Source organism: Microbacterium sp. Leaf203, assembly GCF_001421275.1.
GTDB classification, from domain to species: Bacteria; Actinomycetota; Actinomycetes; order Actinomycetales; family Microbacteriaceae; genus Microbacterium; species Microbacterium testaceum_A.
This window is the reverse complement of record NZ_LMKF01000030.1, coordinates 12,161-34,209: the sequence shown is the minus strand read 5'-3', so window position 1 is coordinate 34,209 and position 22,049 is coordinate 12,161. Positions and strand designations below refer to the sequence as shown.

Below are 22,049 nucleotides of genomic sequence, written 5' to 3'. Positions count from 1 at the left end.
GTCGGTCCTTTCACGTCGGTGGTCCGATGCTCCCGCGCCCTCATCGACCGGACCAGTGCCCGCTCAGCCGCTGATCGGCGATCCACCCCTCAGCGCGGGGTGACCGAGGAAGAACCGATGACGGCGAGCAGGCGCAGCTTCTCGGCGCTCTCGCTCCCGGGTTGAGCGGTGTAGACGAGCAGACGGTGCGAGTGGTCGGGGTCGAGCAGGGTCTGGCACGAGAGATCCAGGTGCCCCACCTCGGGGTGGTGGAACCTCTTCACGTCCGGCGGGCGGGCGCCGACCTCGTGGGCGTCCCACAGGGAGGCGAACTCGGTGCTGCGCACCCGCAGATCGTCGGCGAGCTCCGCCGCGCGCGAGTGCGGACCGCGAGCGGCGACGAGCTCGCGCAGGCCCGCCGCGTAGAGCCGCGAGAGGGACGCGATCTCGGCCGGCGGGTAGGCGGCGCGCGCGGCCGCATCGGTGAACCAGCGGTAGCCGACGCTCCGCGCCGGCCCCGAGCGCAGCGACGCGTCGCCGAGCAGGGCGATGCCGAGGCGGCTCTGGCGCAGCGTTTCACCCAGCTCCGTGACGATCTCGGCGGGGGTGTCGTCGAGACGGTCGAGCACGCGTAGCATTCCGGGGCTGACGTGCTCGGCCCCCGAATGTCGCGACGGCGGTTGGTGCCCCGCGAGCCGGAAGAGGTGGTCGCGCTCGGCGAGGCTCAGGTGCAGTCCCTGCGCGAGCGAGGTCAGCATCTGCTCGGAGGGCGTCGGGCCGGTGCCCCGTTCGAGGCGTGCGTAGTAGTCCGTCGACATGTGGCTGAGTAGGGCTACCTCCTCGCGTCGGAGCCCCGCCGTCCGCCGCCTCACGCCGCGCGCGAGCCCGACGTCCTCGGGTTGAAGGGCCTCGCGGCGGCGCTGAAGGAAATCGCCGAGGCTCGGCAGATCGCTCACGGTGTTCCTCGCATCTCCCGTTCCTATCGCGTCGACGGCCGTGATGCCAGGACTCGCCGGTCCACCTCTGAGCGGTGCTCGCGGTGCGAGCCGTGCGAGAGAGCATGTCGCTGACGCGTAAGTGTCATTGCGCGGTGGAGATGTCAGCGCGATGACTTTTTCGCGAGTTTCGCGGATGATATGACCTTCGCAATCCGCAGATGCGGAATACTGAAGCAACAGCGAGCCGCCGGCGTCGCCGAAAGGACCGTCATGAGCCGCCCCCTCCGTCTTGTCGTCATCGCCGCCGCCGCGGCCCTGCTCGCCGGCTGCGCGAGCTCCGCGCCCGCGCCCGCGGCATCCGAGGACTCCCTCTCGGGAACGGTGGAGGTGTACGCCGCCGCCTCGCTGCAGCGGTCGTTTGACGAGATCGCCACAGCGTTCGAGGCCGCCCATCCCGGGGTCACGGTGAGCGCGGTGTACGACGGATCGAGCACCCTCGCGACGCAGATCGGCGAGGGCGCGCCGGCCGACGTGTTCGCCTCGGCCGATGAGAAGAACATGGCGAAGGTGAAGGAGCAGGCACCCGACCCCCAGCTGTTTGCCGGCAACACCCTCGTGATCGCCGTGCCGAAGGGCAATCCCGGCGCCGTGGCCACCCTCGCGGACCTGGCCCGGGTCACGACGGTGCTGTGCGCCCCCGAGGTCCCGTGCGGCGCGGCGTCGCAGACCCTTCTGTCGGACGCCGGCGTCGCCGTCACGCCCGCCAGCTCCGAGCAGAACGTCACCGCCGTGCTCACCAAGGTCGCCGCCTCCGAGGCCGACGCGGGTCTCGTCTACGCCACCGACGTCAACGGTCGCGACGACGTCGAGACGATCGTGCCGGCCGGTGCCGACGCCGTCGTCAACCGGTATCCGATCGCCGCCCTGACCGGTGCCCCGAACCCCGAGGCCGCGGCCGCATTCGTGGCGTTCGTGCTCGGGCAGGACGGGCAACGCGTGCTCGCCGACGCGGGCTTCCGCGCGCCGTGAGAGCGGCGGGATACATCCCCCGCTGGCTGATCGTGCCGGCGGTGCTCGGCCTGCTGTTCCTGCTGGTTCCGCTCACCGCCCTCATCGCGCGGGTGGAGTGGGCGACGCTCTGGAGCGACGTGACGTCGGAGGCCGCCCTCTCGGCCCTGGCGTTGTCGCTGGGAACGGGGGCCGCGGCCACCGCGGTGTGCGCGGTGGTCGGCATCCCTCTCGCCCTTCTCATCGCCCGCAGTCCCGCGCGGACGGCGGCTCTGCTGCGCGCGGTCGTCACCGTGCCGCTCGTGCTGCCCCCGATGGTCGGCGGCGTCGCCCTGCTGTATCTGTTCGGGCGCAACGGCTGGTTCGGCTTCCTCGCCCTGCCGTTCACCACCACCGCTGTCGTGCTGGCCCAGGTGTTCGTCGCCCTTCCGTTCCTCGTCCTCGCGGTCGAGGGGGCGCTGCGCAGCACGGGGGTCGAATTCGAACGCGCCGCCGCCTCGCTCGGGGCGTCGCGCGCGACGATCCTCCGGCGCGTCACCCTGCCGTTGGCCGCTCCCGGCATCGTCGCCGGGGTGGTGCTGTGCTTCGCTCGAGCGATCGGGGAGTTCGGGGCGACCGCGCTGTTCGCGGGCAACCGCCCCGGTGTCACGCAGACGATGCCGCTGGCGATCTACACCGCGTTCAACGGAGCGGGAGTGTCCCAGGGCACCGCGGTCGCTCTGTCGCTGCTGCTGCTGATCACCGCCGTCGCCGTGCTGCTGCTCGTGCGCGGGTGGCGACCGGGGGTGGGCAGATGACGATTCCGGATGCCGCTGAGCTCCGCGCCCGCATCCGCGTGCGCCGCCGTGACTTCGTCGTCGACGCCACGCTCGACGTCGCCCCGGGCGAGACCGTCGCCGTGATGGGCCGGAGCGGCGCGGGAAAATCGACGCTGCTCGCCGCGCTCGCCGGGCTCACGCCGCTCGACGAGGGGGAGATCTCGGTCGACGGGCGGGTCCTCGACCGCCCGCCGCGCACGCGGACCGCCCCGATGCACCGGGGGATCGTGCTGCTCGGGCAGGAGGCGCGCCTCTTTCCGCACCTCACCGTGCGCGAGAACGTCGCCTTCGGTCCGCGGGCGGCCGGGGTGCCGGCATCCGTCGCCCGCGACGCCGCCGAGGAGTGGCTGGCCCGCGTCGGATTGCCGGGCACGGGCGATCGGCGCCCCGCACAGTTGTCGGGCGGCGAGCAGCAGCGCGTCGCGGTCGCCCGGGCTCTGGCGGCCGAGCCGCGGGTCGTCCTGCTCGACGAACCCCTCGTCGCGCTCGATGCGCTCACGGCCTCGGAGATCCGCGCGATGCTGCGGGAGCGGCTCGCGGGCGTGACGACCGTCGCCGTCACCCACGACGCGATCGATGCGGCCGCCCTGGCCGACCGCCTCGTGATCGTGGAGCGCGGGCGGGTGACGCAGGAGGGGCCCGTTCGCGAGGTGCTATCGGCACCGCTCACCGACGTCGCGGCGCGGATCGCCGGTCTGGAGCGGCTCGTCGGCGAGGCCCGCGGCGGGGCGTTCGTGCGGGGCGCGCTCCGGCTCGCGTCGGCGGATCCGGCGTCTCGTGCGCTCGCCGCGACCGACGGTGCCGCTCTCGCGGCGGTCTACCGTGCGACCGACGCGCGACTCGGAGAGGGGACTCCGGTCCGCGTGGTCTCCGTGGAGCCCACGCCGACGGGCGTGCGCGTCGTCACCGACGAGGGTTCCGCCGAGGTGGCGCCGATCGAGGCGGCATCCATCCGGCCCGGCGACACGGTGCTGTGGAGCGTGCCGCCGGAGCGCGTCCGCTTCGTCGCGTCACGCTGACTCAGGCCGCCGCCACGCGCCCGTTCTCGAGCCGCACCTCGCGGTCGACCAGCCCCTCCGGCACATCGACGTGCGAGACCAGCACGACGGCCCGGTCCCGTCCGATCGCACCGAGCAGGTCGACGAGCAGAGCGTCGGATGCCGCGGGATCGACGCCCGCGGTGGGCTCGTCGAGCACGAGCACCGGGAAGTCGCGCAGCACCGCCCGCGCGAGCGCGAGACGCTGAGCCTGCCCGCCGGACACCAGCCCACCCCGGTCGCCGACTCGGGCGTCGAGGCCGCCGCGCTCGCGGACCCAGAGATCGAGGCCGACGCGCTCGAGCACCGTCCACAGTTCGTCGTCGGTGGCGCCCTCGCGCGCGAAGAGGAGGTTCTGGCGCACGGACTCGTCGAACAGGTACGGCGACTGCTCGATGATCCCGACGGTGCGGCGCAGATCGTCGCCCGAGATGTCGCGGGCTTCGATGCCGCCGACCCGGTACGAGCCCTCGTAGTCGAGGAAGCGCGTGAGCACGTGCGCCAGCGTGGTCTTGCCCGCTCCGCTCGGACCCGTGATGAGGACGCGCTCGCCCGGCCCCAAGCGCAGGGCGATGTCGTCGAGGCGGCCGGCGTCGGGGTCGAGGTCGCTGCGTGCCGGCCAGTGCGCGCGGACGCCGGTCAGTTCGAGGCCCGCGCCGAGGATCGGTGCCGCACCGGTTGCGGCGTGCTCGTCGCGGGGGAGTCCGTCGGGGACGGCTTCGGGCACGGCGTCGGCGATACGTTCCGCCGCGGAGCGCACCTGGCGCCAGGAGGCCAGGGCGAGGGGCACCGGCCCGAACACCTCGAACACGGCCATCGGCACGAGCACGACGACGGCGAGCCCCGGGCCCGACAGGGATCCACCGGCGAGCGACGGGGCGGCGACGAGCAGGGCGGCGAGCGAGGCGACCCCGGCGAGCACCGAGACGGCCCCCGAGGTGAGCCCTTGGGCTCCGCCGCGTCGGACGACGGCTCGGCGCAGAGCGGCATCGGCACGGCGGACGCGCTCGGTCGCGGCATCCAGCGCTCCGTACGCCGTCAGCACGTCGAGGTTCGCGAGCAGGTCGTGCACCGCGTCGGCGACGGCGGCGCGGAGGGGGGCGATCGAGCGCTCAGCGCGCGCGCCGGTGGCCCCGCCCACGACGACCGCGACGGCGAACGCGACCGCCAGGCAGACGAACAGCACGACGGCCGCGGGCCACGAGACGATCGCGGTGAACACCACGGCGGCGAGCGAGGTGAGGACGGCGACCGCGAGGGGGAGCATCACGCGCAGGGGGAGGTTCTGCAGTTCGTCGACGTCGTCGACGACGCTCGAGAGCAGCCCCCCGCGCCGCGAGCGCGCGAGTCCGTCGGGAGCGAGGGGGACGAGGTCGCGCACGAGATCGGCGCGAACTCCCGCGAGCTGTTCCAGGGCCGCGTCGTGTCCGGTGAGGCGCTCGAGGTAGCGGAACACTCCCCGCGACAGGGCGAACGCGCGGACCCCGACCACCGCCATCGACAGGTACATCACGAGGGGCTGTTCGGCGGCCCGCGCGATGAGCCACGCGCTCGCCGCGAGGAGTGCGATCGAGCTCGCCGCGGTGCCGAAACCCGACAGCACCGCGGGCGCGAAGCGTCGCCGCGAGGGCATCGCCGAGCGCAGGATGCCGCGGACACGCGCGTTCACGACCGCACCTGCCGTCCGCGTGCGCGCGAGGGGTCAGAATCTGTCGCCTGGGACCCCGTTGAAGCGACAGATTCCGACCCCTCACACGAAAGGGACGGGGGCGTGAGCTCGACCACCTCGTCGGCGATCGCGCGGGCGGAGCGTCGGTGCGAGACGAGGAGCACGCCGCGGCCGGCGTCGGCCTCGCGGCGGAGGGTCTTCCACAGGTGGGCCTCGGTGTCGGCATCCAGGGCGCTGGAGGGCTCGTCGAGCACGAGCACCGGCACCGCGCCGATTCGCGCGCGGTACAGGGCCCGCGCGACGGCGACGCGTTGCGCCTGGCCGCCCGAGAGGCCCGCTCCTCCCGCACCGAGCACCATCCCGGGGCCGATGTCGGATGCGCCCGCGTCGGCCAGGGCGGCGGAGATGCACCCGGAGTCGAGGGGTGACCCGAGCGACACGTTCTCGGCGACCGTGCCCGATGCCAGCCCCGGCCGCTGGCCCGCCCAGGCGACCGCGTCGCGGGCGTGCGAGACGGAGACGCCGTCGACGCGCACCTGGCCGTCGTGCGCGGCGTACCCGAGGAGAGCGGCGATCAGCGACGACTTCCCGACGCCGCTCGGGCCGGTCACGAGCACAACCCTCCCGGGCCCGACCGACAGCGATACGCGGGGCAGCGCGTGTCCCTCGCGGTGCACCCGGACCCCCTCGAGCGTCACCGTCGATCCGAGCGTCGAGGTCATGGCATCCGGACCCCGCTCTTCTCGAGCGGAGCGCGCGGCGTCGAGCGTGTCGAAGATCTCGTCGGTCGCCGCGACCCCCTCGGACGCGGCGTGGAACTGCACGCCCACCTGGCGCAGGGGCAGGTACGCCTCGGGGGCGAGCAGCAGCACGAACAGACCGACGAGCAGGCTCAGATCGCCCGAGAGCAGGCGGAAGCCGATGGTGACCGCCACGATCGCGACCGAGATCGAGGCCAGGAACTCCAGTGCGAACCCCGACAGGAACGACACGCGCAGCACCGTCATCGTCTCGCGCTTGTAGTCGCGCGTGATCGTCTCGATCGAGTCCGCCGCGCGATGCTGCCGACCGAAGGCCTTGAGGGTGCCGAGGCCTTCGACGGTGTCGGCGAAGCGCGCGGCCAGGCGGCCGAGGGTGCGGTACTGCTTCTGCTGCACGCCGCGGGTCGCCCAGCCGATCAGCACCATGAACAGGGGGATCAGGGGGATCGTGAGCACAACGATCAGGCCCGACAGCGGGTCGGCGAGCGTGATCGCCCCGATGAGGATCGGCATCGTGATGGCGGTGGCGACCAGCTGCGGCAGGTACCGGCCGAAGTAGGCGTCGAGCGCCTCGAGACCGTGGCCCGCCGTGACCGCGAGCGAGGCGGCATTGCGGCGAGCGAGCCAGGCGGGGCCGAGGCGTCCGACCGCGCCGATCACGGCCGCCCGCAGCTGCAGCGACGCCGCGGCCGCCCCCCGGGCCGACACGCGCTCCGAGGCCGCCCCGAGGAGCCCGCGGAGCAGGACGAGGGATGCCGCGACCCCGACGAACCCCCACAGCTCGCCGACCGGTCGGCCCGCGATGACGCCGACCAGGGCGCTGGTGAGCGCCCAGGCGAATCCGATGATCGTGCCCGTCTGGGCGAGGACGATCGCCGCGGTCACCGCGAAGAAGCCGCGGGAGGCGGTGGCGTAACGGAGCAGCCGTGGGTCGACGGGTTTCATGACGGTCTCAGTGGGCGACGAGCGCGGCCTTCTCGATGCGGGCGCGGGTGACGCGCTTGCGGAACACCCAGTACGTCCAGCCCTGGTACGCCAGGATCAGCGGCAGGAAGATCAGCGCCGCCCAGCTCATGATCGTGAGCGTGTAGTCGGTGCTCGAGGCGTTGTCGATCGTGAGGCTCGAGCCCGCGGCGAGCGTCGAGGGCATGACGTTCGGGAAGAGGGCGAAGAACAGGGCGGCGACGGCGGCGACGATCGTCACGGCGCCGAGGGTGAAGGCGGTGCCTTCGCGATCACGGAGGTTCGCGATCCACGACCCGATGAGGGTCAGGGCGGCGACACCGGCCAGGGCGACGACACCGAGTAGCAGGGGCGCCTCCGCATTCGCGGCGTTCACGATCGTCCAGCCGAGGAACAGGGCGGCCAGCGCGATGGTCAGCACTCCCGCCTTCTTCGCGAGCGAGCGGGCGTCGGCGCGCACCTGGCCGTCGGTCTTGAGGGCCACGAAGTACACCCCGTGCACGAAGAACAGGGTGAGGGTCGTGAGCCCGCCCAGGATGCCGTAGGGGTTGAGCAGCGTCAGCACGGTGCCGACGTACTCGTGGCCGGCGTCGAGGGGGACCCCCTGCACGATGTTGGCGAAGGCGACGCCCCACAGGAACGCCGGGGCGGCCGAGCCGAAGAAGATCATGCGGTCGAACGCGCGCTTCCACTTCAGCGAGTCGCGCTGGTGGCGGTACTCGAACGAGACGCCGCGGGCGATCAGGGCGATGAGGATCGCGAGCAGCGGCAGGTAGAACCCGCTGAACAGGGTCGCGTACCACTCGGGGAACGAGGCGAACAGGGCGGCGCCGGCGACGATCACCCAGGTCTCGTTGAGGTCCCAGACGGGGCCGATGGTGTTGATGATCTGCCGGCGGGCGATGTCGTCCTTGCCGAGGAACGGGATCGACATGCCGACGCCGAAGTCGAAGCCGTCGAGCACGAAGTAGCCCACGAAGAGGAAGGCGACGATCCAGAACCAGAGGTATGCGAGGTCCATGAGGGGCTCCTAGTAGACCGTGGTCGGGGTGTTCTCGACCGAGTCGTCGTGTTCGGCATCGGGGTCGGGCAGCGGCTCGGGGCCCTTCTGCGCGAACTTCACGATGAGACCGAACTCGACGATTGCGAGGGTGAGGTAGACGAGGGTGAAGGCGACGAGCGAGATCAGCACGCTCCAGCCGGGCACGCTCGGCGAGACGCCGTCCTGCGTGAGCATCAGGCCGAACACGATCCAGGGCTGACGGCCCATCTCGGTGAACACCCACCCGACGAGGCTCGCGAGCATCGGCAGGGGAGCGGCCCAGATCGCGACGCGCCACATCCAGCCGGCGACGGGGCGCTTGGCCTTCTTGCGGGTGACCCACAGGCCGACGACGCTGACGAGCGCCGCGATGCCGCCGAGGGCGATCATCCAGCGGAACGCCCAGTAGGTGACCCACAGCACGGGGGCGAAGTTGCCGTCGACCTGGTCGGCGAACTGGGGGAACATCTGCTGGCTGTAGAGGGTGTTGAGGTCGTTGATGCCCTCGACGCAACCGTCGAGCGAGTGCGTCGACAGGATGCTGAGCAGGAACGGCACGCGGATGCTGAACAGTTCGCTCGTTCCGTCCGGCGTGCCGAGCGTGAAGATCGAGAACGAGGCATCCTGCCCGCAGACGGTGTTGAAGGTCGCTTCGGCCGCCGCCATCTTCATCGGCTGGGTCGCGACCATCACGAGGCTCAGCTGGTCGCCGACGATAGCGACGAGGACGAACGACACCACCGTCGACCACAGTCCGAAGCGGAGCGTCTTGCGCATCATCTCGGTGTTGCGCCCGCGTGCCATGTGCCAGGCCGAGACCGCGACGATGACCATGGCCGCGAACATCCAGCCCGCGAAGATCGTGTGGGGGAAGGCCGCGAGGGCGACGGGGTTGGTGAGCATCGCCCAGAAGTCGACGAGCTCGGCGCGGTGGCCGTCCGCCGACATCTGGTACCCGACCGGGTTCTGCATGAAGGCGTTGGCGGCGATGATGAAGTACGCCGACAGGGTGGCGCCGATCGACGCCATCCAGATGCTCGCGAGGTGGGCGAGGCGGGGGAGCTTGTCCCACCCGAAGATCCAGAGGCCGATGAAGGTCGCCTCGAGGAAGAAGGCGAGCAGGCCCTCGAAGGCGAGCGGGGCGCCGAAGACGTCGCCGACGAAGCGGGAATAGGCCGACCAGTTCATGCCGAACTGGAACTCCTGGACGATGCCGGTGACCACGCCCATCGCGAAGTTGATCAGGAAGATCTTCCCGAAGAAGCGCGTGATGTGCAGCCACCGCACGTCTCCCGTGCGGTACCAGACCGTCTGGAAGATCGCCACGGCGAGCGACATTCCCAGGGTCAGGGGCACGAAGAGGAAGTGGTACAGCGTCGTCAACCCGAACTGCCAGCGGGCGAGGGCGAGGGGGTCGAGCCACTCCATCAGGAGCCTCCGATCGAACCGGATTGTGTGGTCAGACCACATGCTACGCCGGGGCTCCGCGGCGCGTCGGGGGATCCCTCGGCGTCGAACGATATACTCGGCAAGTCATTTCAGACCCGCCAGGAGGCGTCGTGTCCGTTCGTCTGAGCCTGCTCGCGATCCTCGATCGCGGCGCCTGTTACGGCTCGCAGCTGCGCGCCGAGTACGAACGGCGCACGGGGGCACGGGTCAACGTCGGGCAGGTGTACACCACCCTCGAACGCCTCGAGCGCGACGGCCTCGTCCAGGGCGCCGGCATCGACGACGAGGCGCGCGTGCTCTGGGACCTGACGGACGACGGCCGCGCCGAGGCGCGAGCCTGGTTGTCCGGTGCCTCGCTGGTCGAGGGTCGCGACGACGTCGCCCTCAAGCTCGCGCTGGCGGTGACGCTCCCCGGGGCCGACGTCCCCGGCATCCTGTCGGTGCAACGCGACGCGACCCGCGCGGCGCTCGCCGAGGTCGACGAGGAGCTGCCGGATGCCGTGCCCGCGGCGATCGTGCGCGCGGCGCGCCGCGAGAGGCTCGAGGCGGACCTGCGCTGGCTCGACGAGGTCGAGGAGCTCGCCGCCGGAGCGGAGTCCTTCGACCTGTCCGAGGACCGTCCGCGCCGCGGGCGACCCGCGCGTAGCGCCGTCTGACCCGGCGTATCGCCGTTTCGCCATTACGTCAAGGGCGGCGCGGATCAGGGGGCGACAGCGCACTGTGAGAACACCCCGGTACGACTCAAGGAGTTCTCGCATGGTCATGGAAGCACCCCTCAGTCGACCGGGATCGTCGAAGGCCGCCCGTGCGGCGGCGAAAGCCGGGGCGACACCGCTCGCGGCCCCTCCCGCTCTCACCGAGATCCCGTGGACGCGCATCGACCTCGACCTGTACGAGGTCGCCCGCGAGGGGTACATCGTCGGGTACGTCGAGGTCGTCGGTGCCGTCTTCGTGGCGCTCGGCGGCCCGCGCTACGACCGCGCCGTCGAGGTGTCGCAGCACATGACCTTCCACGCGGCGGTCGACGCCCTGGTGCGTCGCGTCCTCTGAGCCCGCCTGCGTGGTGACGCCGGTCGTCGGTGGGTCCTCGGTCAGCGGACCAGCGTGTAGCCCGCTTCGTCGATCGCGGCGCTCAGGGCGGCCTGGTCGGCCGCGCCCGTCGAGGTGATGCGTACGAGCGACGCGTCATCCGCGCGCAGGTCGATGTCGACGACCTCCACGCCGTCGAGGGCATTGAGCTCTTCGGTCACCGCGCGCACGCAGTGGTCGCAGGTCATCCCCTCGACGCGGAGGACCGTCGAGGCCCCCGCGTCCGCGCGGGAGGGGGAGGCGGGGGATGCCGCGGCCCCGTGGCCGCACCCGCATCCGTCGCCGCAGCCGCCGCCGGAGGAGCGGGGCGAGGTGAGGCCGAGGTCGATGCGCTGTTCGGTCATGGGTTCTCCTTACGAGCGGACCAGCCGGGCGATGGCCTGGTTGGCTTCTTTGAGCTTCTCTTCCGCGACGGGGCCGCCCTGCGCGGCGGCTTCGGCGACGCAGTGGGACAGGTGATCGTCGAGCAGGGAGAGGGCGACGTTCTCGAGCGCCTTCGTCACCGCCGAGACCTGGGTGAGGATGTCGATGCAGTACTGGTCGTCGTCGACCATGCGCGCGATGCCGCGCACCTGGCCCTCGGCCCGTCGCAGGCGCTTGAGGAGGTCGTCCTTGTGGCCCTCGTATCCGTGCATACCCCGATGATACCCCCGTGGGGTATGCATAGCACCGTCCCCGGTCCTGTCAACCCCCTCGGAATCCTCGGCTCGCGGGCGGATGGTCGAACCATCAGGAGGTCGACATGTTCTCTCGTCGCACCGGTGGTGGTCAGCGATGACCGCCGATCCCTTCCCCACCGGCCCCCATCGCCCCGTGCGCATCCCGCACCTGCCCCCGCTGCGCTCGCAACGGCGAGAATCGAAGGATGACGCGAACACTGGCAGCGCTTCCGGGCGCCGCCCGGAGGCTGTGCCTCAGCCGAAGAAACGGCGAGATCTGCACCCGTGAGGACGGCCACCGCGGCCTTCACCACCGCACCGGCGGACGCCTGCTGTGGAACGACCTGCAGGCGGACCCGCCGGAGTGCGCCGCGGCCGGGACCCCCGCCGAACCCGCCCCGGTCCTCGACGACGGGTTCCCCGGCGGCCGCGCGCTGTGCCCCGTCTGTTGGGCGTTCGTGAGCCGCGACGGCGAGGGCCTCCTGGAGCCACACGATTCGTGGCGCGGCGACGAATCGCGCTCCGAAGCCGATCGCCGTCGCGAGTGGTTCAACGCGTACGGCTGGTGACGAGGGCCGCCCGCCCGTCGACGACCTCGACCATCTCGTCGAGGGCATGGGCGTGTACCAGATCGTGCGTCACCAGAAGGGTCGCCGTCTCGCGCTCGCGCGTCAGCCGCGACAGCAACGCCATGATCTCGGTGCCCCGGGCGCTGTCGAGGGCGCTCGTCGGCTCGTCCACCAGCAGCACCCGCGGCTCGTGCGCGAGGGCGCGGGCGATCGCCACGCGTTGGCGCTGACCACCTGACAGATGTGCGGGACGACGGTCCGCGACGGCGCCGAGCCCGACCGCGTCCAGCAGCTCGTCGACCCGCGAGCGCACGAGAGAGCGTCGCTCGCGCCGACCGGAGCCCCCGAGCTCCGCCATCACCCGCACCTGCTCACGGGCGGTGAGGGCGGGAAGCAGCTGGGGCTGCTGGAACACGATCCCGATGCGATCGCGTCGCAGCGCCGTCGCTCCCGAGGCGCTGAGCCGGGTGGCATCCGTTCCCGCGACGATCACCCGTCCGGAGTCGGGACGGATCAGGGTGGCGGCGAGGGCCAACAGGCTGGACTTGCCCGATCCCGAGGGACCGGTGATGCCGGTGACGATCCCCGGCCGTCCCTCCAGCGTGACGCGGTCGACGGCGGTGACGCGGGCGTCTCCGTCGGGGTAGGTGAGGGTGACGTCGTCGAGAAGGATCATCGGGTGCTCCCGAGGGCGGTGAGAGGGTCGGACGAGGTGACGGTGCGCAGAGAGACGGCCGCGCCGAGAAGGCCGAGCGCGATCATGACCGCCGCGGGCGCGAGGGTCGTCAGCGGACTCAGGACGAAGGGCAGGGTGCCGCCGGCGACGGCCCCGAGCAGGGCGGTCAGACCGATCCCGACACCGACCCCGAGGATGAGGACCACCGACGCCTGGCCGAGGGCGTCGCGCACGAGGGCGGGGGTGCTCGCCCCGAGGGCCTTGAGGACGGCGATGTCGGCCGAGCGCTGCATCGTCCAGACGGTGAAGAAGGCTCCGACCACGAGGGCCGAGACGCCGAAGAGCATCGCGATCATCAGCGCGAGCGAACCGATCTCGGACCGGAACGTCGACAGAGCCGTGAGACTCGCCAGAGGAGTGGATGCCGTGGTGCCGGTGTCGGCGGCCACGGAATCCCACGCGGGGGAGCCGGTGACGGCGAGCACCGTCGGCTGCCCCGTCCCACCCAGACGCTGGGCGAGGGTCGTCCAGGCCGCCGTGCTGAGCGCGACGACGGGCGTGTGGCTGTACCACTCGTCACCTCCGATCGCGGCCACGCGGTACGACGAGCCCGCGATCGACACGTCGTCGCCGACCGCCGCCCCGAGCGCCTTCGCGGCGCCCGCCGACAGGTCGACCTCGTCGTCGCGGCGCGGGGCGGCGAAGGCCGTACCCGCGTCGAGCCCGAAGAGGGCGACAGCGGTCGAGGCGCCGGGACCCTCGGCCCGCGTCTGCGTGATGCCGACGGGGGTGACCGTGTCGACTCCGGGCGCCGCGCGCCAGGCGGCGACGGTGTCGGCCTCGATGGTCGAGTCCGCGAAGGTCGCGCTCGCGCCGTCGACCGGGTGCAGCACCAGCCGGTCCCCGGGGAGGGCGAGCACGCCGGAGACGTTCTGAGCGGCGAGGCCGCCCGTCAGCCCCGAGAGGAAGCCGACGAGCAGGGTGATGAGGGCGACGACCGCCCCGATGAGGGCGAATCGCCCGCGGGCGAACCGCAGATCGCGCCATGCGACGTACACGTCGTCTCCTTCCGCCGACGACTCTCGCCGGCACCGTTCCAGCCTCGCCAGGGGCGCGCTCGCGGGCATCGGCGGGGTGGGCGAACTCTCTCTCCACCTTTCGGATGATCCGCCGGGGTCCGGGCATCCGTAGCCTGGAGCGTGACATGAGCCATCGACCCCTCGCCCCCGTCTTCACGGGGCTGCGCGTGGGCCTGCACGCCCTCTTCGGGGGCCTGCTCGCCCTCGTCGTCGCGCGCGTCCTGCTGACGAACGGATCGCTGCTCGCCCTCGTGCTCGCCGGCGTGCTGGGGGTCGTGTACCTCGCGGGGCTCTGGGTCGCGCGTTCGGGGCGCTCGCGGCGCAGCGTCGTGTGGGTGGTGGCGCTCACGGTGGTGTGGGCGGCGCTGGTGTGGCTCGTGCCCGAAGCGGCGTACCTCGTGTTCCCCCTGTTCTTCCTGTACCTGCACGTCCTGCCGGGGGCGGCCGGACCGCTCGCCGTCGTCGGCACCACGGCCCTCACGATCGCCGCTTTCGCCGTGCACGGGGGGCTCACCGTCGGCGGGGTCGTCGGTCCGGTCGTCGGGGCGGGGGTGGCGCTGTTGATCGGCCTGGGCTACGGGGCTCTGGAGAGGCGGGCCGCGGAGCGCGAGGCGCTCATGTCCGAACTGATCGCCACGCGCGGTCGGCTCGCCGCCGCCGAGCGCGAGCAGGGGACGCTCGCCGAACGCGCGCGACTCGCCCGCGAACTGCACGACACCGTCGCCCAGGGGCTGTCGAGCATCCAGATGCTGTTGCACGCGGCGGAGCGGGCCGACGCCGACGGCCCCGGGATCGCGCACGTGCGCCTCGCGCGCCAGACGGCCGCCGACGGTCTCGCCGAGACGCGTCGGTTCATTCGCGAGCTCGCTCCGCCGAGCCTCGATCGCGGCCTGGGCTCGGCCCTCGAGCGTCTCGCCGCCGGGTGGGGCGCCCGCGAGGGCGTCGACGTGGAGGTGGAAGTGGATGCCGCGGTCTCGCTGCCCATGGACGCGCAGACCGCTCTGCTCCGCATCGCCCAGGGGGCCCTCGCGAACATCGCCCAGCACGCGCGGGCGCGGAGCGTGCGCATCCGACTCGTCCCGCAGGCGGGGGGTGCGCGGTTGACCGTGACCGACGACGGCATCGGGTTCGACGCGAGCGGCGCCGAGCAGGCGGCATTCGGAACGGACTCCTTCGGGCTGCGCGCCATGCGCGAGCGCGTCGATCAGCTCGACGGCGTGCTCGACGTGGACAGCGCGCCCGACGCGGGATCGACCATCACCGTCGTCCTTCCGGGAGGGGCGGCATGATCCGCGTCGTGATCGCCGACGACCACCCGGTGGTGCGGGCGGGTGTGCGCGCCCTGCTCGATGCCGAAGCCGACATCGAGGTGGTGGGCGAGGCGGCCACCCCCGACGAGGCCGTCGCCCTCGCCGCGTCGCTCGCGCCGGAGCTCGTGCTGATGGACCTGCAGTTCGGCGAACGGGCGGCGGGAGCCGAGGCCACCCGACGGGTGCGCGTGCTCGCCGCGCCACCGTACGTGCTCGTGCTGACGAACTACGACACCGACGGCGACATCCTCGGCGCCGTCGAGGCGGGAGCCAGCGGGTACCTGCTCAAGGACGCCCCGCCGCACGAGCTCCTCGCCGGCGTCCGTGCCGCTGCGGCCGGGCAGAGCGCTCTGGCCCCGGCGATCGCGGGGCGCCTCCTCGCCCGTCTGCGCGAGCCGCGGGTGACCCTGTCGGTGCGCGAGATCGAGGTGGTGCGTCTCGTCGCGCGAGGCGCCTCGAACGCCGAGGTGGCCGCGCGCCTGCACATCACCGACGCGACGGTGAAGTCGCACCTCGCGCACGTGTTCTCGAAACTCGGCGTCTCTTCTCGCACCGCCGCCGTCTCGGCGGCTCGAGCCCTCGGCATCCTGCGCTGATCCTCCACGCGGGTGCGCGGGCCTTTACGATGGCCCCATGATCAGGGTGCGCGTCGTCGGGGTCGCCCTCGACCCCGCCCAGCAGCACGTCATCCTGCTCAAACCGATCGACGCGGCTCGAGGACGCGATCGCGTGCTGCCCGTGTGGATCGGACCGCAGGAGGCGATGTCGATCCTCGTGGCGATCGAGGGCACGGGATCGCCGCGCCCCCTCGCGCACGATCTCATGACCGCGATGCTCGGCGAGCTGTCCGCGTCGGTCGACCGGGTGGAGATCACCCACCTCGACGAGGGGACCTTCCACGCGCGCGTGTTGCTGAACACCCCGGTCGGGCCCCGCACCTTCGACTCCCGCCCCTCGGATGCCATCGCCCTCGCCGCCCGCGCCGATGCGCTGATCCTCGTGGCCGACGCCGTCTTCGACGAGGCCGGAGTACCCGACGACGCCGTCGAGCTCGACGGGGACGGGGCCGACGAGGATCGCGTGGAGGAATTCCGGAGGTTCCTCGACCACGTCGATCCCGACGATTTCCAGGGCTAGCACCGATCCCGGGTGCCCCCGCACGCTCCTAGACTCGCGGAAGGGCCGCGTGCCGCGGTCCGTGATCCACGACGAACGGGGAACCAATGCAACTCGCCATGGTCGGACTCGGACGAATGGGCGCCAACATCGTCCGCAGACTCATGAGAGACGGTCACGACTGCGTCGTGTTCGACGTGAACCAGGATGCCGTGGCCTCCCTGGTCGCGGAGGGGGCGACCGGGGCGACGAGCATCGCGGACCTCGCATCGAAGCTGCAGAAGCCCCGCGCCGTCTGGCTCATGATCCCCGCCGGTCTCACCGGAAAGGTCGTCGACGAGGTCGCCGAGGTGCTCGAGCCGGGCGACATCATCATCGACGGCGGCAACTCGAATTACCGCGACGACGTGCGCCGGGCGAAGAAGCTCGACGACAGCGGCATCCACTACGTCGACGTGGGCACCAGCGGTGGCGTGTTCGGTCTCGAGCGCGGGTACTGCCTGATGGTCGGCGGCCACGACGAGGCCGTCGCGCACCTCGAGCCCGTCCTGCGCACGATCGCGCCCGGACCGGGAGAGGTCGAGCGCACGCCCGGGCGCACCGGCGACTACACGACCGAGGAGCGCGGCTACCTGCACTGCGGCCCCTCCGGCAGCGGTCACTTCGTGAAGATGGTCCACAACGGCATCGAGTACGGCATCATGGCCGCCCTCGCCGAGGGCCTCAACGTGCTGAACAACGCCGACGCGGGGCTGCACCAGGGCGAGCACTCCGCCGAGGTCGCGCCGCTCGAAGAGCCGGAGTTCTACCAGTTCGACATCGACACCGCCCGGGTCACGGAGCTCTGGCGCCGCGGCTCGGTCATCTCGTCGTGGCTGCTCGACCTCACCGCCGCCGCCCTCGCGAAGAATCCGACGCTCGACGGTCTCGCCGGTCGCGTGTCGGACTCGGGTGAGGGGCGTTGGACGGTCAAGGCCGCCGTCGACACGGGCGTGCCCGTGCCCGTGCTGGCGGCGTCGTTGTTCGAGCGCTTCGCCTCGCGCGGCGAGGACCACTTCGCCAACCAGGTGCTCTCGGCGATGCGTCTGCAGTTCGGCGGGCACCAGGAATTGCCCGCGGGTGACGTGCTCGAGGCCGGTCAGAAGAAGGCCGAGAGCGGCCGCAACTGACGTCGTCGACCCCGCCCTCGCCGCCGGTGATTCGCACCGTCGGCGGGGGCGTCGTCGTTCGCGTGCGGCGCTCCGGGGGAGACTAGAGGGATGAGCAGTACCGAATCGCCCGCGTCCTCCGACCGCTACGTCGTCGCCACAGACGGCGCGTGCAAGGGCAACCCCGGCCCCGCCGGCTGGGCCTGGGTCGGCGAAGACGGACACTGGGCGGCCGGGTCGATCCCCGAGGGCACCAACAACATCGGCGAGCTGCTCGGCCTGTTGTACGCCATCACCGATCACGCCGACGTGCGCGAGCTCGTCGTGCAGGCCGACTCGAAGTACGCGATCGACACGTACTCGACGTGGATGGACGGCCACCGCCGTCGCGGCTGGGTCACGAGCGCGAAGAAGCCGGTCGCCAACCAGGGGATCCTCGAAGCGCTGATCGCGGCGCGCGACGCTCGGCGGGCCGCCGGGCTCCCCGACGTCGTGCTCGAGCACGTGCGCGGGCACTCGGGCCACGTGCTCAACTCGTGGGCCGACGAACGGGCGGTGCGGGCTTCGCAGCACGCCGCCAAGGGTGAGGAGCTCATCTGGACCTCGCTGCGCGGCCTCGACAAGCTCGAGGTGTCGTCGGCGCCTCCCCGTTCCGCGGCCGACCGCAACGGCCGCTAGGCGCTGAGGACCTCCGCCTCTTCGGCGGGGGTGAGTCCCGCTCGGCGGGGGCGGTCCAGTCCGCGTTCGCGCTCGTCGTCGAGCGTGCGGCGCATCGTCTCGGCGAGAGAGCGGCGACGCCCTCCGGATGCCACGAAAGCGGCGTCAGTGCGGCGCGCGAAGCCTCCCGCACTCTCGGGTAGCCACAGGGGGAGCGAACGCGGCCCGGCCCAGAAGGCGACGCCCCGCGCGGTGAGGGTGTCGTCGTCGAGGGTGACGGTCTCGGTCGCCGTTTCGGGTGCGTCGTGAGCGGCCGCGTCGCGGGCCGCCGCGAGCACCGCGGAGAGGGGGAGCTCCTCGCCGACCGCGTTGACCGGACCCGTGATGCCCGTGCGGCCGGCGAGGTCGATCCACGCGGCGAGGTCGTCCACGTCGATCGCCTGGACGTGGCGACCGGTCGCCTCGGGCGCGAGGACCCGCCCGCCGCGGGCGTAGCGGGCGGGCCAGTAGCCGAAGCGATCGGTGGGGTCGCCCGGCCCCACGATGAGCCCGGCCCGCGCCAGGAGCGCCTGGTCGCCGCGCCGGGCCGAGGTGATCCGTTCGGCGTGCACCTTGGCATCCGCGTACTGTCCGAGATCGGTCGGCTCCACGAGTTCCGCCGTCTCGTCGGCGAACGGCATGTCGGAGCGGGAATACACCGAGACGCTCGAGACGAGCGTCCAGTGCGCCGCCCGGTCGGCGAGGGCATCGAGGGCGGATGCCACGAGCCCCGGGTCCCACGAGAGCTCGACGACCTGGTCCCACTCGTGTCGGACTTCGTCGTAGGCGCCGGGCGCTGCCCGGTCGGCGCGGATCAGCCGGGCGCCGTGCGCCGCGTCGCCGGATTCGCCGCGGGCGAGGCACGTGACCTCGGCGCCCTGCGCCACGGCGTGCGTCGCGATGGCGCGTCCGAGCCACGCGGTCCCGCCGAGGATGAGGATGCGTCTCATGCGGGTCAGCCAATCACCCGAAGCGGGGGCGGGGCGAGGGTGTTCGCGCTCGGCGGAGGGAGCGGCGATGGCTGGCGGAGGGCGCGAACGTGCTCAGAACGGCGGCGGATCGGGGTCGGGGTGAGGATCGGGGTCGGGCGCGAAGGCGACCCGACGTTCGGGTGGGTCGGTGGTGCGGCGCCCGAGCGGGCTCGTCCACACGATGCTGCCGCCGGATTGCTGGGCGGCCGTCCAGGGCGTCTCGGTCTTGAGGACGTGGTGACGCTTGCACAGGCACGCGAGGTTGCACAGCGTCGTCGGGCCGCCCGTCGCGTGGGCGAGATTGTGGTCGATCTCACAGCGGCGGGCGGGCTGACGGCACCCGGGAAAGCGGCAGTGCACGTCGCGGAGGCGCACGAAGCGACGCATCGCCGGAGTCGGACGGTAACGGTCGACCCCGAGGACCACGCCCGTGACCGGGTCGGTGAGCAGGCGCTCCCACCCCGGTGCTTCGGCGAAGAGGTGGCGCGCCGTATCGGCGTCGACGGGGGCGCACCCGTCGAGCATCGCGCCGCGCTCGCTGGCGCCGACGGCGGTCAAGACCGGGATGACCACCGAAACCTCCGCCCGGATCGCCCCCAAGCCTCCCGGGGGGTGCGCGTGCGTCGGGTCGATGGCCGGTCGACCGATGTCGTCGTCGACCCAGACGCGGCGTCTGTCCACCTCGTCGTCATGACGCTCCGTGATCGAGCGAGGTTCCAGCTCTTGGGCGACAGCCTGGGCGAAGGCGCGAGTGCCGGCGACCGTGTCGCGCTCGGCGCGGGTCAGGACGCGGCGCTCGAACTCCTGGCGGCTCTCCGGTTCGAGCAGGGGCTCCCCGACCTCGCGGATCACCTCGGCGTGCCGCGCCGTGATCTTCGCCTCGTCGAGCGCGGTCACCGTCGCGGGGAAGTCCTCGACCAGTGCGCCGGCCTCGGTGATGCGCCGCTGCGCCGTGCGATCGTGCCACCGCAGCGCGACGCCCACTTCGGCCGCGATCGACCGTAGGGCGATCTCGCGCTCCTGAACGGAGCGGGGTCGGTGAACGCTTCGCCCCGCAGCGACGGCATGAGCGCGCGCCAGCTGTCGGAACCGCTCCGCCTCGAGCGCGGAGATCGCCGCCTCGATCTGCACGAGAGAGGTGACCACGTCGTCGAGCACCGCGTCGTCCGCCTCGTGCGGAGAAGCGGCGGGGTGGCTCATGTCGACATGCTTCCACCAACCTCCGACCATTGCTTCCGACCTCGCACGGCGCCGGCGATGGGGCGGCGCGAGCCGGTCGCGACTCGGTCCGCGGGGGTCGATTCGTCCACAGATCACGCCGCATGGCTTTTTCGGCATGAACCCTCCGCTAGCTTCTCCGCCACGGCATATGTCCCCGTCAGGGGACCCGACGAAGGGGTGGGAAAGATGACGGATATCCACACGCAGCAGATGCTCGGTCGCCCGACCGGAGCGTTCGTGGGGGCCTCGTGGGTGGCGCTGGGGCTGGGGGCCTCGGTGTACTTCATCGGCCTGTACAACGCGCACATGACGCTCGCCGAGAAGGGCTTCTACCTCTCGGTGTTCCTCCTCGGACTGTTCGCCGCCATCTCGGTGCAGAAGGCGGTGCGCGACCGCGCGGAAGACATCCCGGTCACCGGCGCCTACCTCGGCGTCGCGTGGGGAATGCTGCTCGTCGCCCTCGCCCTCATGTCCGTCGGCCTCTGGAACGCCGAACTCCTCCTGTCGGAGAAGGGGTTTTACGGCATCGGTTTCGCCATGAGCTTGTTCGCCGTCGTGGCGGTGCAGAAGAACGTCCGCGACCTCGCGGCGTTCCGCAACGTCCACCCCGACACCGCGCCCGTCGAGCACACCGGCTACCCGACCATGGGGTGAGGTATCAGCCGACCGGCGTCCCCTGGTGGAACAGGCACCGCGGTGCGGGGTCGCACCGCCAGAGGGACGACCGGCGGCTGACGCGGTCCTCGAATCGCAGCAGGTAGGTCAGCAGGACGGTGGTGGGTCCGAGCACTCGTGCGTCTCGCTCTGCGATGACGGGCGAAGGGTCGGCCCCCGGTTCTGCTCGAAGTGCGGCGATGATCTCGTCCCGCGTCCATCGGCGACCGGACTGACCGATCTCCACGAAGTCGGGATCGAGAAACCGCTCGAGCTCTCCCGCATGCGCGCGCACGGCCGGGTGAAGGAGCATCTCCTCGGCGGCCCAGGCCGCGGCGATGAGGGCATCGGCATCCAGAGCCCTCCCGCGGATGACATAGGAGCGCTGGATCCCCGCGGTCTCGCGTCCCCACGTGCTCGACGCGACACGGCGCTGGTGGGCGTCGAACGCAGCCTCGTCGAGGAAGCGCTCCGATACCCGCCAGACGCCCTCGGTCTCGGTCGCGGTGACGTCGAACGAGAGGCACCCCGGCTCGGCCCGGGTGAGGGCGAGGTGCTCGTCCAGGTGGGCGCGCACCCGGTCCGCCTGATCGTCGTCAGCGCACCGCAGCTCTCCGGTGAGGGTCACCTCGGGGCCGCGCGGTACCGGCGTTGTGATCCCGCTCGCCCAGTCGCGACGCAGGACGCTGTAGGCGACGGATGCCACGGGCTCACCGCCCTCGACGGGCCAGCCGTCGCGGTAGTACGCCTCGAACACCCATCCGCAGCGTTCGAAGACCCGCCGCATCGCGATATTGTCCTCGCGGGTCTGGCCCTCGAGGCGGATGACCGCGGGGTGCCGGGAGAAGACGAGGTCGGTGGCGATCCGGAGCGCGGCGGAACCGTGCCCGCGACCCCGGGCAGCATCGGCGAGGCGCAGATCGACCATTGCCGTGGCGTCGTCGAGATCGTCGAGACGGAGCACGCCGACGCGACCGTCCCTCTCATCGTCGATCCAGAAGGTCTCGATGTCGTCGCCCTCCCACGCACCCGCGCGGATGGCCTCGGCGACCTGCTCCGCGGTCGGACGCGTGCGCACATGGAACGGGAACGTGTTCGCGGCGAGGAATGCCGTCAGCGCGGCTCGGTCGTCCGGCTCGGACAGGGCGGCGCGCGTCAGAGAGATACCCACCCGCCCACCGTAGACACGAACGCCCG

Annotated in this window: 24 protein-coding genes; 12 read left to right on the top strand and 12 right to left on the bottom strand. The window is 72.0% G+C overall.

The features are described from left to right. Positions 1-89 precede the first annotated feature (89 nt). Positions 90-935, bottom strand: coding sequence for a helix-turn-helix transcriptional regulator (locus ASE56_RS12455; RefSeq protein ID WP_056230250.1), 846 nt, complete (start codon positions 933-935; stop codon positions 90-92). A 252-nt stretch (positions 936-1,187) separates the two neighbouring features. Here ASE56_RS12455 and modA point away from each other — a divergent pair, with 252 nt between their 5' ends. From modA to ASE56_RS12440, 3 genes are read left to right on the top strand one after another with little or no spacing between them, the layout of a single operon-like run. Beyond that, the gene (gene modA / locus ASE56_RS12450) at positions 1,188-1,946 is read left to right on the top strand and encodes a molybdate ABC transporter substrate-binding protein (protein WP_056230246.1); all 759 of its coding nucleotides are present in this window, start codon (positions 1,188-1,190) and stop codon (positions 1,944-1,946) included. Continuing rightward, positions 1,943-2,722, top strand: a complete 780-nt coding sequence (modB, locus tag ASE56_RS12445; protein ID WP_056230243.1) for a molybdate ABC transporter permease subunit — start codon at positions 1,943-1,945, stop codon at positions 2,720-2,722. Before modA ends, modB begins: the two co-directional genes overlap by 4 nt. Then, on the top strand, positions 2,719-3,762 hold the full coding sequence (locus tag ASE56_RS12440; RefSeq protein ID WP_056230406.1) for a sulfate/molybdate ABC transporter ATP-binding protein: 1,044 nt from the start codon (positions 2,719-2,721) through the stop codon (positions 3,760-3,762). The genes modB and ASE56_RS12440 overlap by 4 nt, the downstream gene beginning before the upstream one ends. Before the next feature lies 1 nt (position 3,763). On the opposite strand, the gene cydC is transcribed toward ASE56_RS12440, so the two are convergent. From cydC to ASE56_RS12420, 4 genes are read right to left on the bottom strand one after another with little or no spacing between them, the layout of a single operon-like run. Next, complete coding sequence (cydC, locus tag ASE56_RS12435; RefSeq protein ID WP_268768231.1) at positions 3,764-5,449, bottom strand: thiol reductant ABC exporter subunit CydC; 1,686 nt, start codon at positions 5,447-5,449, stop codon at positions 3,764-3,766. After that, a complete protein-coding gene (gene cydD, locus ASE56_RS12430; protein ID WP_056230240.1) occupies positions 5,446-7,155 on the bottom strand; it encodes a thiol reductant ABC exporter subunit CydD in 1,710 nt (569 codons plus the stop codon). The genes cydC and cydD overlap by 4 nt, the downstream gene beginning before the upstream one ends. A 7-nt stretch (positions 7,156-7,162) precedes the next feature. Further along, positions 7,163-8,194 carry a cytochrome d ubiquinol oxidase subunit II gene (gene cydB, locus ASE56_RS12425; protein WP_056230237.1) on the bottom strand — a complete coding sequence of 344 codons (1,032 nt, stop codon included), beginning with the start codon at positions 8,192-8,194 and terminating at the stop codon, positions 7,163-7,165. A 9-nt stretch (positions 8,195-8,203) separates the two neighbouring features. Beyond that, positions 8,204-9,643: a cytochrome ubiquinol oxidase subunit I gene (locus tag ASE56_RS12420; RefSeq protein WP_056230233.1), complete on the bottom strand. Its 1,440-nt coding sequence runs from the start codon at positions 9,641-9,643 to the stop codon at positions 8,204-8,206. A 131-nt stretch (positions 9,644-9,774) separates the two neighbouring features. Between ASE56_RS12420 and ASE56_RS12415 the strand changes: the two genes are divergently transcribed. Both ASE56_RS12415 and ASE56_RS12410 read left to right on the top strand, forming a co-directional pair. Then, complete coding sequence (locus ASE56_RS12415) at positions 9,775-10,320, top strand: PadR family transcriptional regulator (RefSeq protein WP_056230229.1); 546 nt, start codon at positions 9,775-9,777, stop codon at positions 10,318-10,320. A 100-nt stretch (positions 10,321-10,420) separates the two neighbouring features. After that, the gene (locus tag ASE56_RS12410) at positions 10,421-10,714 is read left to right on the top strand and encodes a hypothetical protein (protein ID WP_056230227.1); all 294 of its coding nucleotides are present in this window, start codon (positions 10,421-10,423) and stop codon (positions 10,712-10,714) included. Between the two features lie 41 nt (positions 10,715-10,755). On the opposite strand, the gene ASE56_RS16630 is transcribed toward ASE56_RS12410, so the two are convergent. Beyond that, entirely contained in the window at positions 10,756-11,097 is a 342-nt protein-coding gene (locus tag ASE56_RS16630; RefSeq protein WP_074695596.1) for a heavy-metal-associated domain-containing protein, read from the bottom strand. 9 nt (positions 11,098-11,106) lie between these two features. After that, positions 11,107-11,388, bottom strand: coding sequence for a metal-sensitive transcriptional regulator (locus ASE56_RS12400; RefSeq protein WP_056230224.1), 282 nt, complete (start codon positions 11,386-11,388; stop codon positions 11,107-11,109). A 230-nt stretch (positions 11,389-11,618) separates the two neighbouring features. On the opposite strand from ASE56_RS12400, the gene ASE56_RS12395 reads away from it, so the two are divergent. Then, complete coding sequence (locus ASE56_RS12395; protein WP_056230221.1) at positions 11,619-11,981, top strand: hypothetical protein; 363 nt, start codon at positions 11,619-11,621, stop codon at positions 11,979-11,981. On the opposite strand, the gene ASE56_RS12390 is transcribed toward ASE56_RS12395, so the two are convergent. Together ASE56_RS12390 and ASE56_RS12385 are read right to left on the bottom strand one after the other, a co-directional pair. Beyond that, positions 11,962-12,657, bottom strand: a complete 696-nt coding sequence (locus ASE56_RS12390) for an ABC transporter ATP-binding protein (protein WP_056230218.1) — start codon at positions 12,655-12,657, stop codon at positions 11,962-11,964. The two genes, ASE56_RS12395 and ASE56_RS12390, sit on opposite strands and share 20 nt — an antisense overlap. Continuing rightward, complete coding sequence (locus tag ASE56_RS12385) at positions 12,654-13,715, bottom strand: ABC transporter permease (RefSeq protein ID WP_056230215.1); 1,062 nt, start codon at positions 13,713-13,715, stop codon at positions 12,654-12,656. Before ASE56_RS12385 ends, ASE56_RS12390 begins: the two co-directional genes overlap by 4 nt. Before the next feature lie 146 nt (positions 13,716-13,861). On the opposite strand from ASE56_RS12385, the gene ASE56_RS12380 reads away from it, so the two are divergent. The 5 genes from ASE56_RS12380 (at position 13,862) to ASE56_RS12360 (ending at position 17,988) form a co-directional block, all read left to right on the top strand. Then, positions 13,862-15,025, top strand: coding sequence for a sensor histidine kinase (locus ASE56_RS12380; protein ID WP_056230213.1), 1,164 nt, complete (start codon positions 13,862-13,864; stop codon positions 15,023-15,025). Beyond that, a complete protein-coding gene (locus ASE56_RS12375) occupies positions 15,022-15,642 on the top strand; it encodes a response regulator transcription factor (RefSeq protein WP_056230210.1) in 621 nt (206 codons plus the stop codon). The genes ASE56_RS12380 and ASE56_RS12375 overlap by 4 nt, the downstream gene beginning before the upstream one ends. A gap of 37 nt (positions 15,643-15,679) precedes the next feature. Beyond that, on the top strand, positions 15,680-16,183 hold the full coding sequence (locus ASE56_RS12370; RefSeq protein WP_056230208.1) for a bifunctional nuclease family protein: 504 nt from the start codon (positions 15,680-15,682) through the stop codon (positions 16,181-16,183). Between the two features lie 86 nt (positions 16,184-16,269). Beyond that, positions 16,270-17,331, top strand: a complete 1,062-nt coding sequence (gene gnd / locus ASE56_RS12365; RefSeq protein ID WP_056230205.1) for a phosphogluconate dehydrogenase (NAD(+)-dependent, decarboxylating) — start codon at positions 16,270-16,272, stop codon at positions 17,329-17,331. Between the two features lie 90 nt (positions 17,332-17,421). Further along, on the top strand, positions 17,422-17,988 hold the full coding sequence (locus ASE56_RS12360; RefSeq protein WP_056230202.1) for a ribonuclease H: 567 nt from the start codon (positions 17,422-17,424) through the stop codon (positions 17,986-17,988). Here ASE56_RS12360 and ASE56_RS12355 read toward each other — a convergent pair. Next, entirely contained in the window at positions 17,985-18,956 is a 972-nt protein-coding gene (locus ASE56_RS12355; RefSeq protein WP_056230200.1) for an NAD-dependent epimerase/dehydratase family protein, read from the bottom strand. The two genes, ASE56_RS12360 and ASE56_RS12355, sit on opposite strands and share 4 nt — an antisense overlap. A gap of 93 nt (positions 18,957-19,049) precedes the next feature. Continuing rightward, positions 19,050-20,177, bottom strand: a complete 1,128-nt coding sequence (locus ASE56_RS12350) for an HNH endonuclease signature motif containing protein (protein ID WP_162234513.1) — start codon at positions 20,175-20,177, stop codon at positions 19,050-19,052. A 207-nt stretch (positions 20,178-20,384) separates the two neighbouring features. Between ASE56_RS12350 and yiaA the strand changes: the two genes are divergently transcribed. Next, the gene (gene yiaA / locus ASE56_RS12345) at positions 20,385-20,852 is read left to right on the top strand and encodes an inner membrane protein YiaA (protein ID WP_056230193.1); all 468 of its coding nucleotides are present in this window, start codon (positions 20,385-20,387) and stop codon (positions 20,850-20,852) included. Positions 20,853-20,856: 4 nt separating this feature from the next. Here the strand turns inward: yiaA and ASE56_RS17845 are convergent, their stop codons facing one another. After that, positions 20,857-22,023 (bottom strand): GNAT family N-acetyltransferase, encoded by a 1,167-nt coding sequence (locus ASE56_RS17845; protein WP_327037367.1) that lies wholly within the window; start codon positions 22,021-22,023, stop codon positions 20,857-20,859. Positions 22,024-22,049: the final 26 nt, after the last annotated feature.

Excerpts from the sequence above, each read along its gene's own strand:
- modA (WP_056230246.1), top strand. The coding sequence starts at position 1,188 with ATGAGCCGCCCCCTCCGTCTTGTCGTCATCGCCGCCGCCGCGGCCCTG.
- ASE56_RS12440 (WP_056230406.1), top strand. The coding sequence starts at position 2,719 with ATGACGATTCCGGATGCCGCTGAGCTCCGCGCCCGCATCCGCGTGCGC.
- cydD (WP_056230240.1), bottom strand. The coding sequence starts at position 7,155 with ATGAAACCCGTCGACCCACGGCTGCTCCGTTACGCCACCGCCTCCCGC.
- cydB (WP_056230237.1), bottom strand. The coding sequence starts at position 8,194 with ATGGACCTCGCATACCTCTGGTTCTGGATCGTCGCCTTCCTCTTCGTG.
- ASE56_RS12420 (WP_056230233.1), bottom strand. The coding sequence starts at position 9,643 with ATGGAGTGGCTCGACCCCCTCGCCCTCGCCCGCTGGCAGTTCGGGTTG.
- ASE56_RS12410 (WP_056230227.1), top strand. The coding sequence starts at position 10,421 with ATGGTCATGGAAGCACCCCTCAGTCGACCGGGATCGTCGAAGGCCGCC.
- ASE56_RS16630 (WP_074695596.1), bottom strand. The coding sequence starts at position 11,097 with ATGACCGAACAGCGCATCGACCTCGGCCTCACCTCGCCCCGCTCCTCC.
- ASE56_RS12400 (WP_056230224.1), bottom strand. The coding sequence starts at position 11,388 with ATGCACGGATACGAGGGCCACAAGGACGACCTCCTCAAGCGCCTGCGA.
- ASE56_RS12395 (WP_056230221.1), top strand. The coding sequence starts at position 11,619 with ATGACGCGAACACTGGCAGCGCTTCCGGGCGCCGCCCGGAGGCTGTGC.
- ASE56_RS12390 (WP_056230218.1), bottom strand. The coding sequence starts at position 12,657 with ATGATCCTTCTCGACGACGTCACCCTCACCTACCCCGACGGAGACGCC.
- ASE56_RS12380 (WP_056230213.1), top strand. The coding sequence starts at position 13,862 with ATGAGCCATCGACCCCTCGCCCCCGTCTTCACGGGGCTGCGCGTGGGC.
- ASE56_RS12375 (WP_056230210.1), top strand. The coding sequence starts at position 15,022 with ATGATCCGCGTCGTGATCGCCGACGACCACCCGGTGGTGCGGGCGGGT.
- ASE56_RS12370 (WP_056230208.1), top strand. The coding sequence starts at position 15,680 with ATGATCAGGGTGCGCGTCGTCGGGGTCGCCCTCGACCCCGCCCAGCAG.
- gnd (WP_056230205.1), top strand. The coding sequence starts at position 16,270 with ATGCAACTCGCCATGGTCGGACTCGGACGAATGGGCGCCAACATCGTC.
- ASE56_RS12360 (WP_056230202.1), top strand. The coding sequence starts at position 17,422 with ATGAGCAGTACCGAATCGCCCGCGTCCTCCGACCGCTACGTCGTCGCC.
- ASE56_RS12355 (WP_056230200.1), bottom strand. The coding sequence starts at position 18,956 with ATGAGACGCATCCTCATCCTCGGCGGGACCGCGTGGCTCGGACGCGCC.
- ASE56_RS12350 (WP_162234513.1), bottom strand. The coding sequence starts at position 20,177 with ATGAGCCACCCCGCCGCTTCTCCGCACGAGGCGGACGACGCGGTGCTC.
- yiaA (WP_056230193.1), top strand. The coding sequence starts at position 20,385 with ATGACGGATATCCACACGCAGCAGATGCTCGGTCGCCCGACCGGAGCG.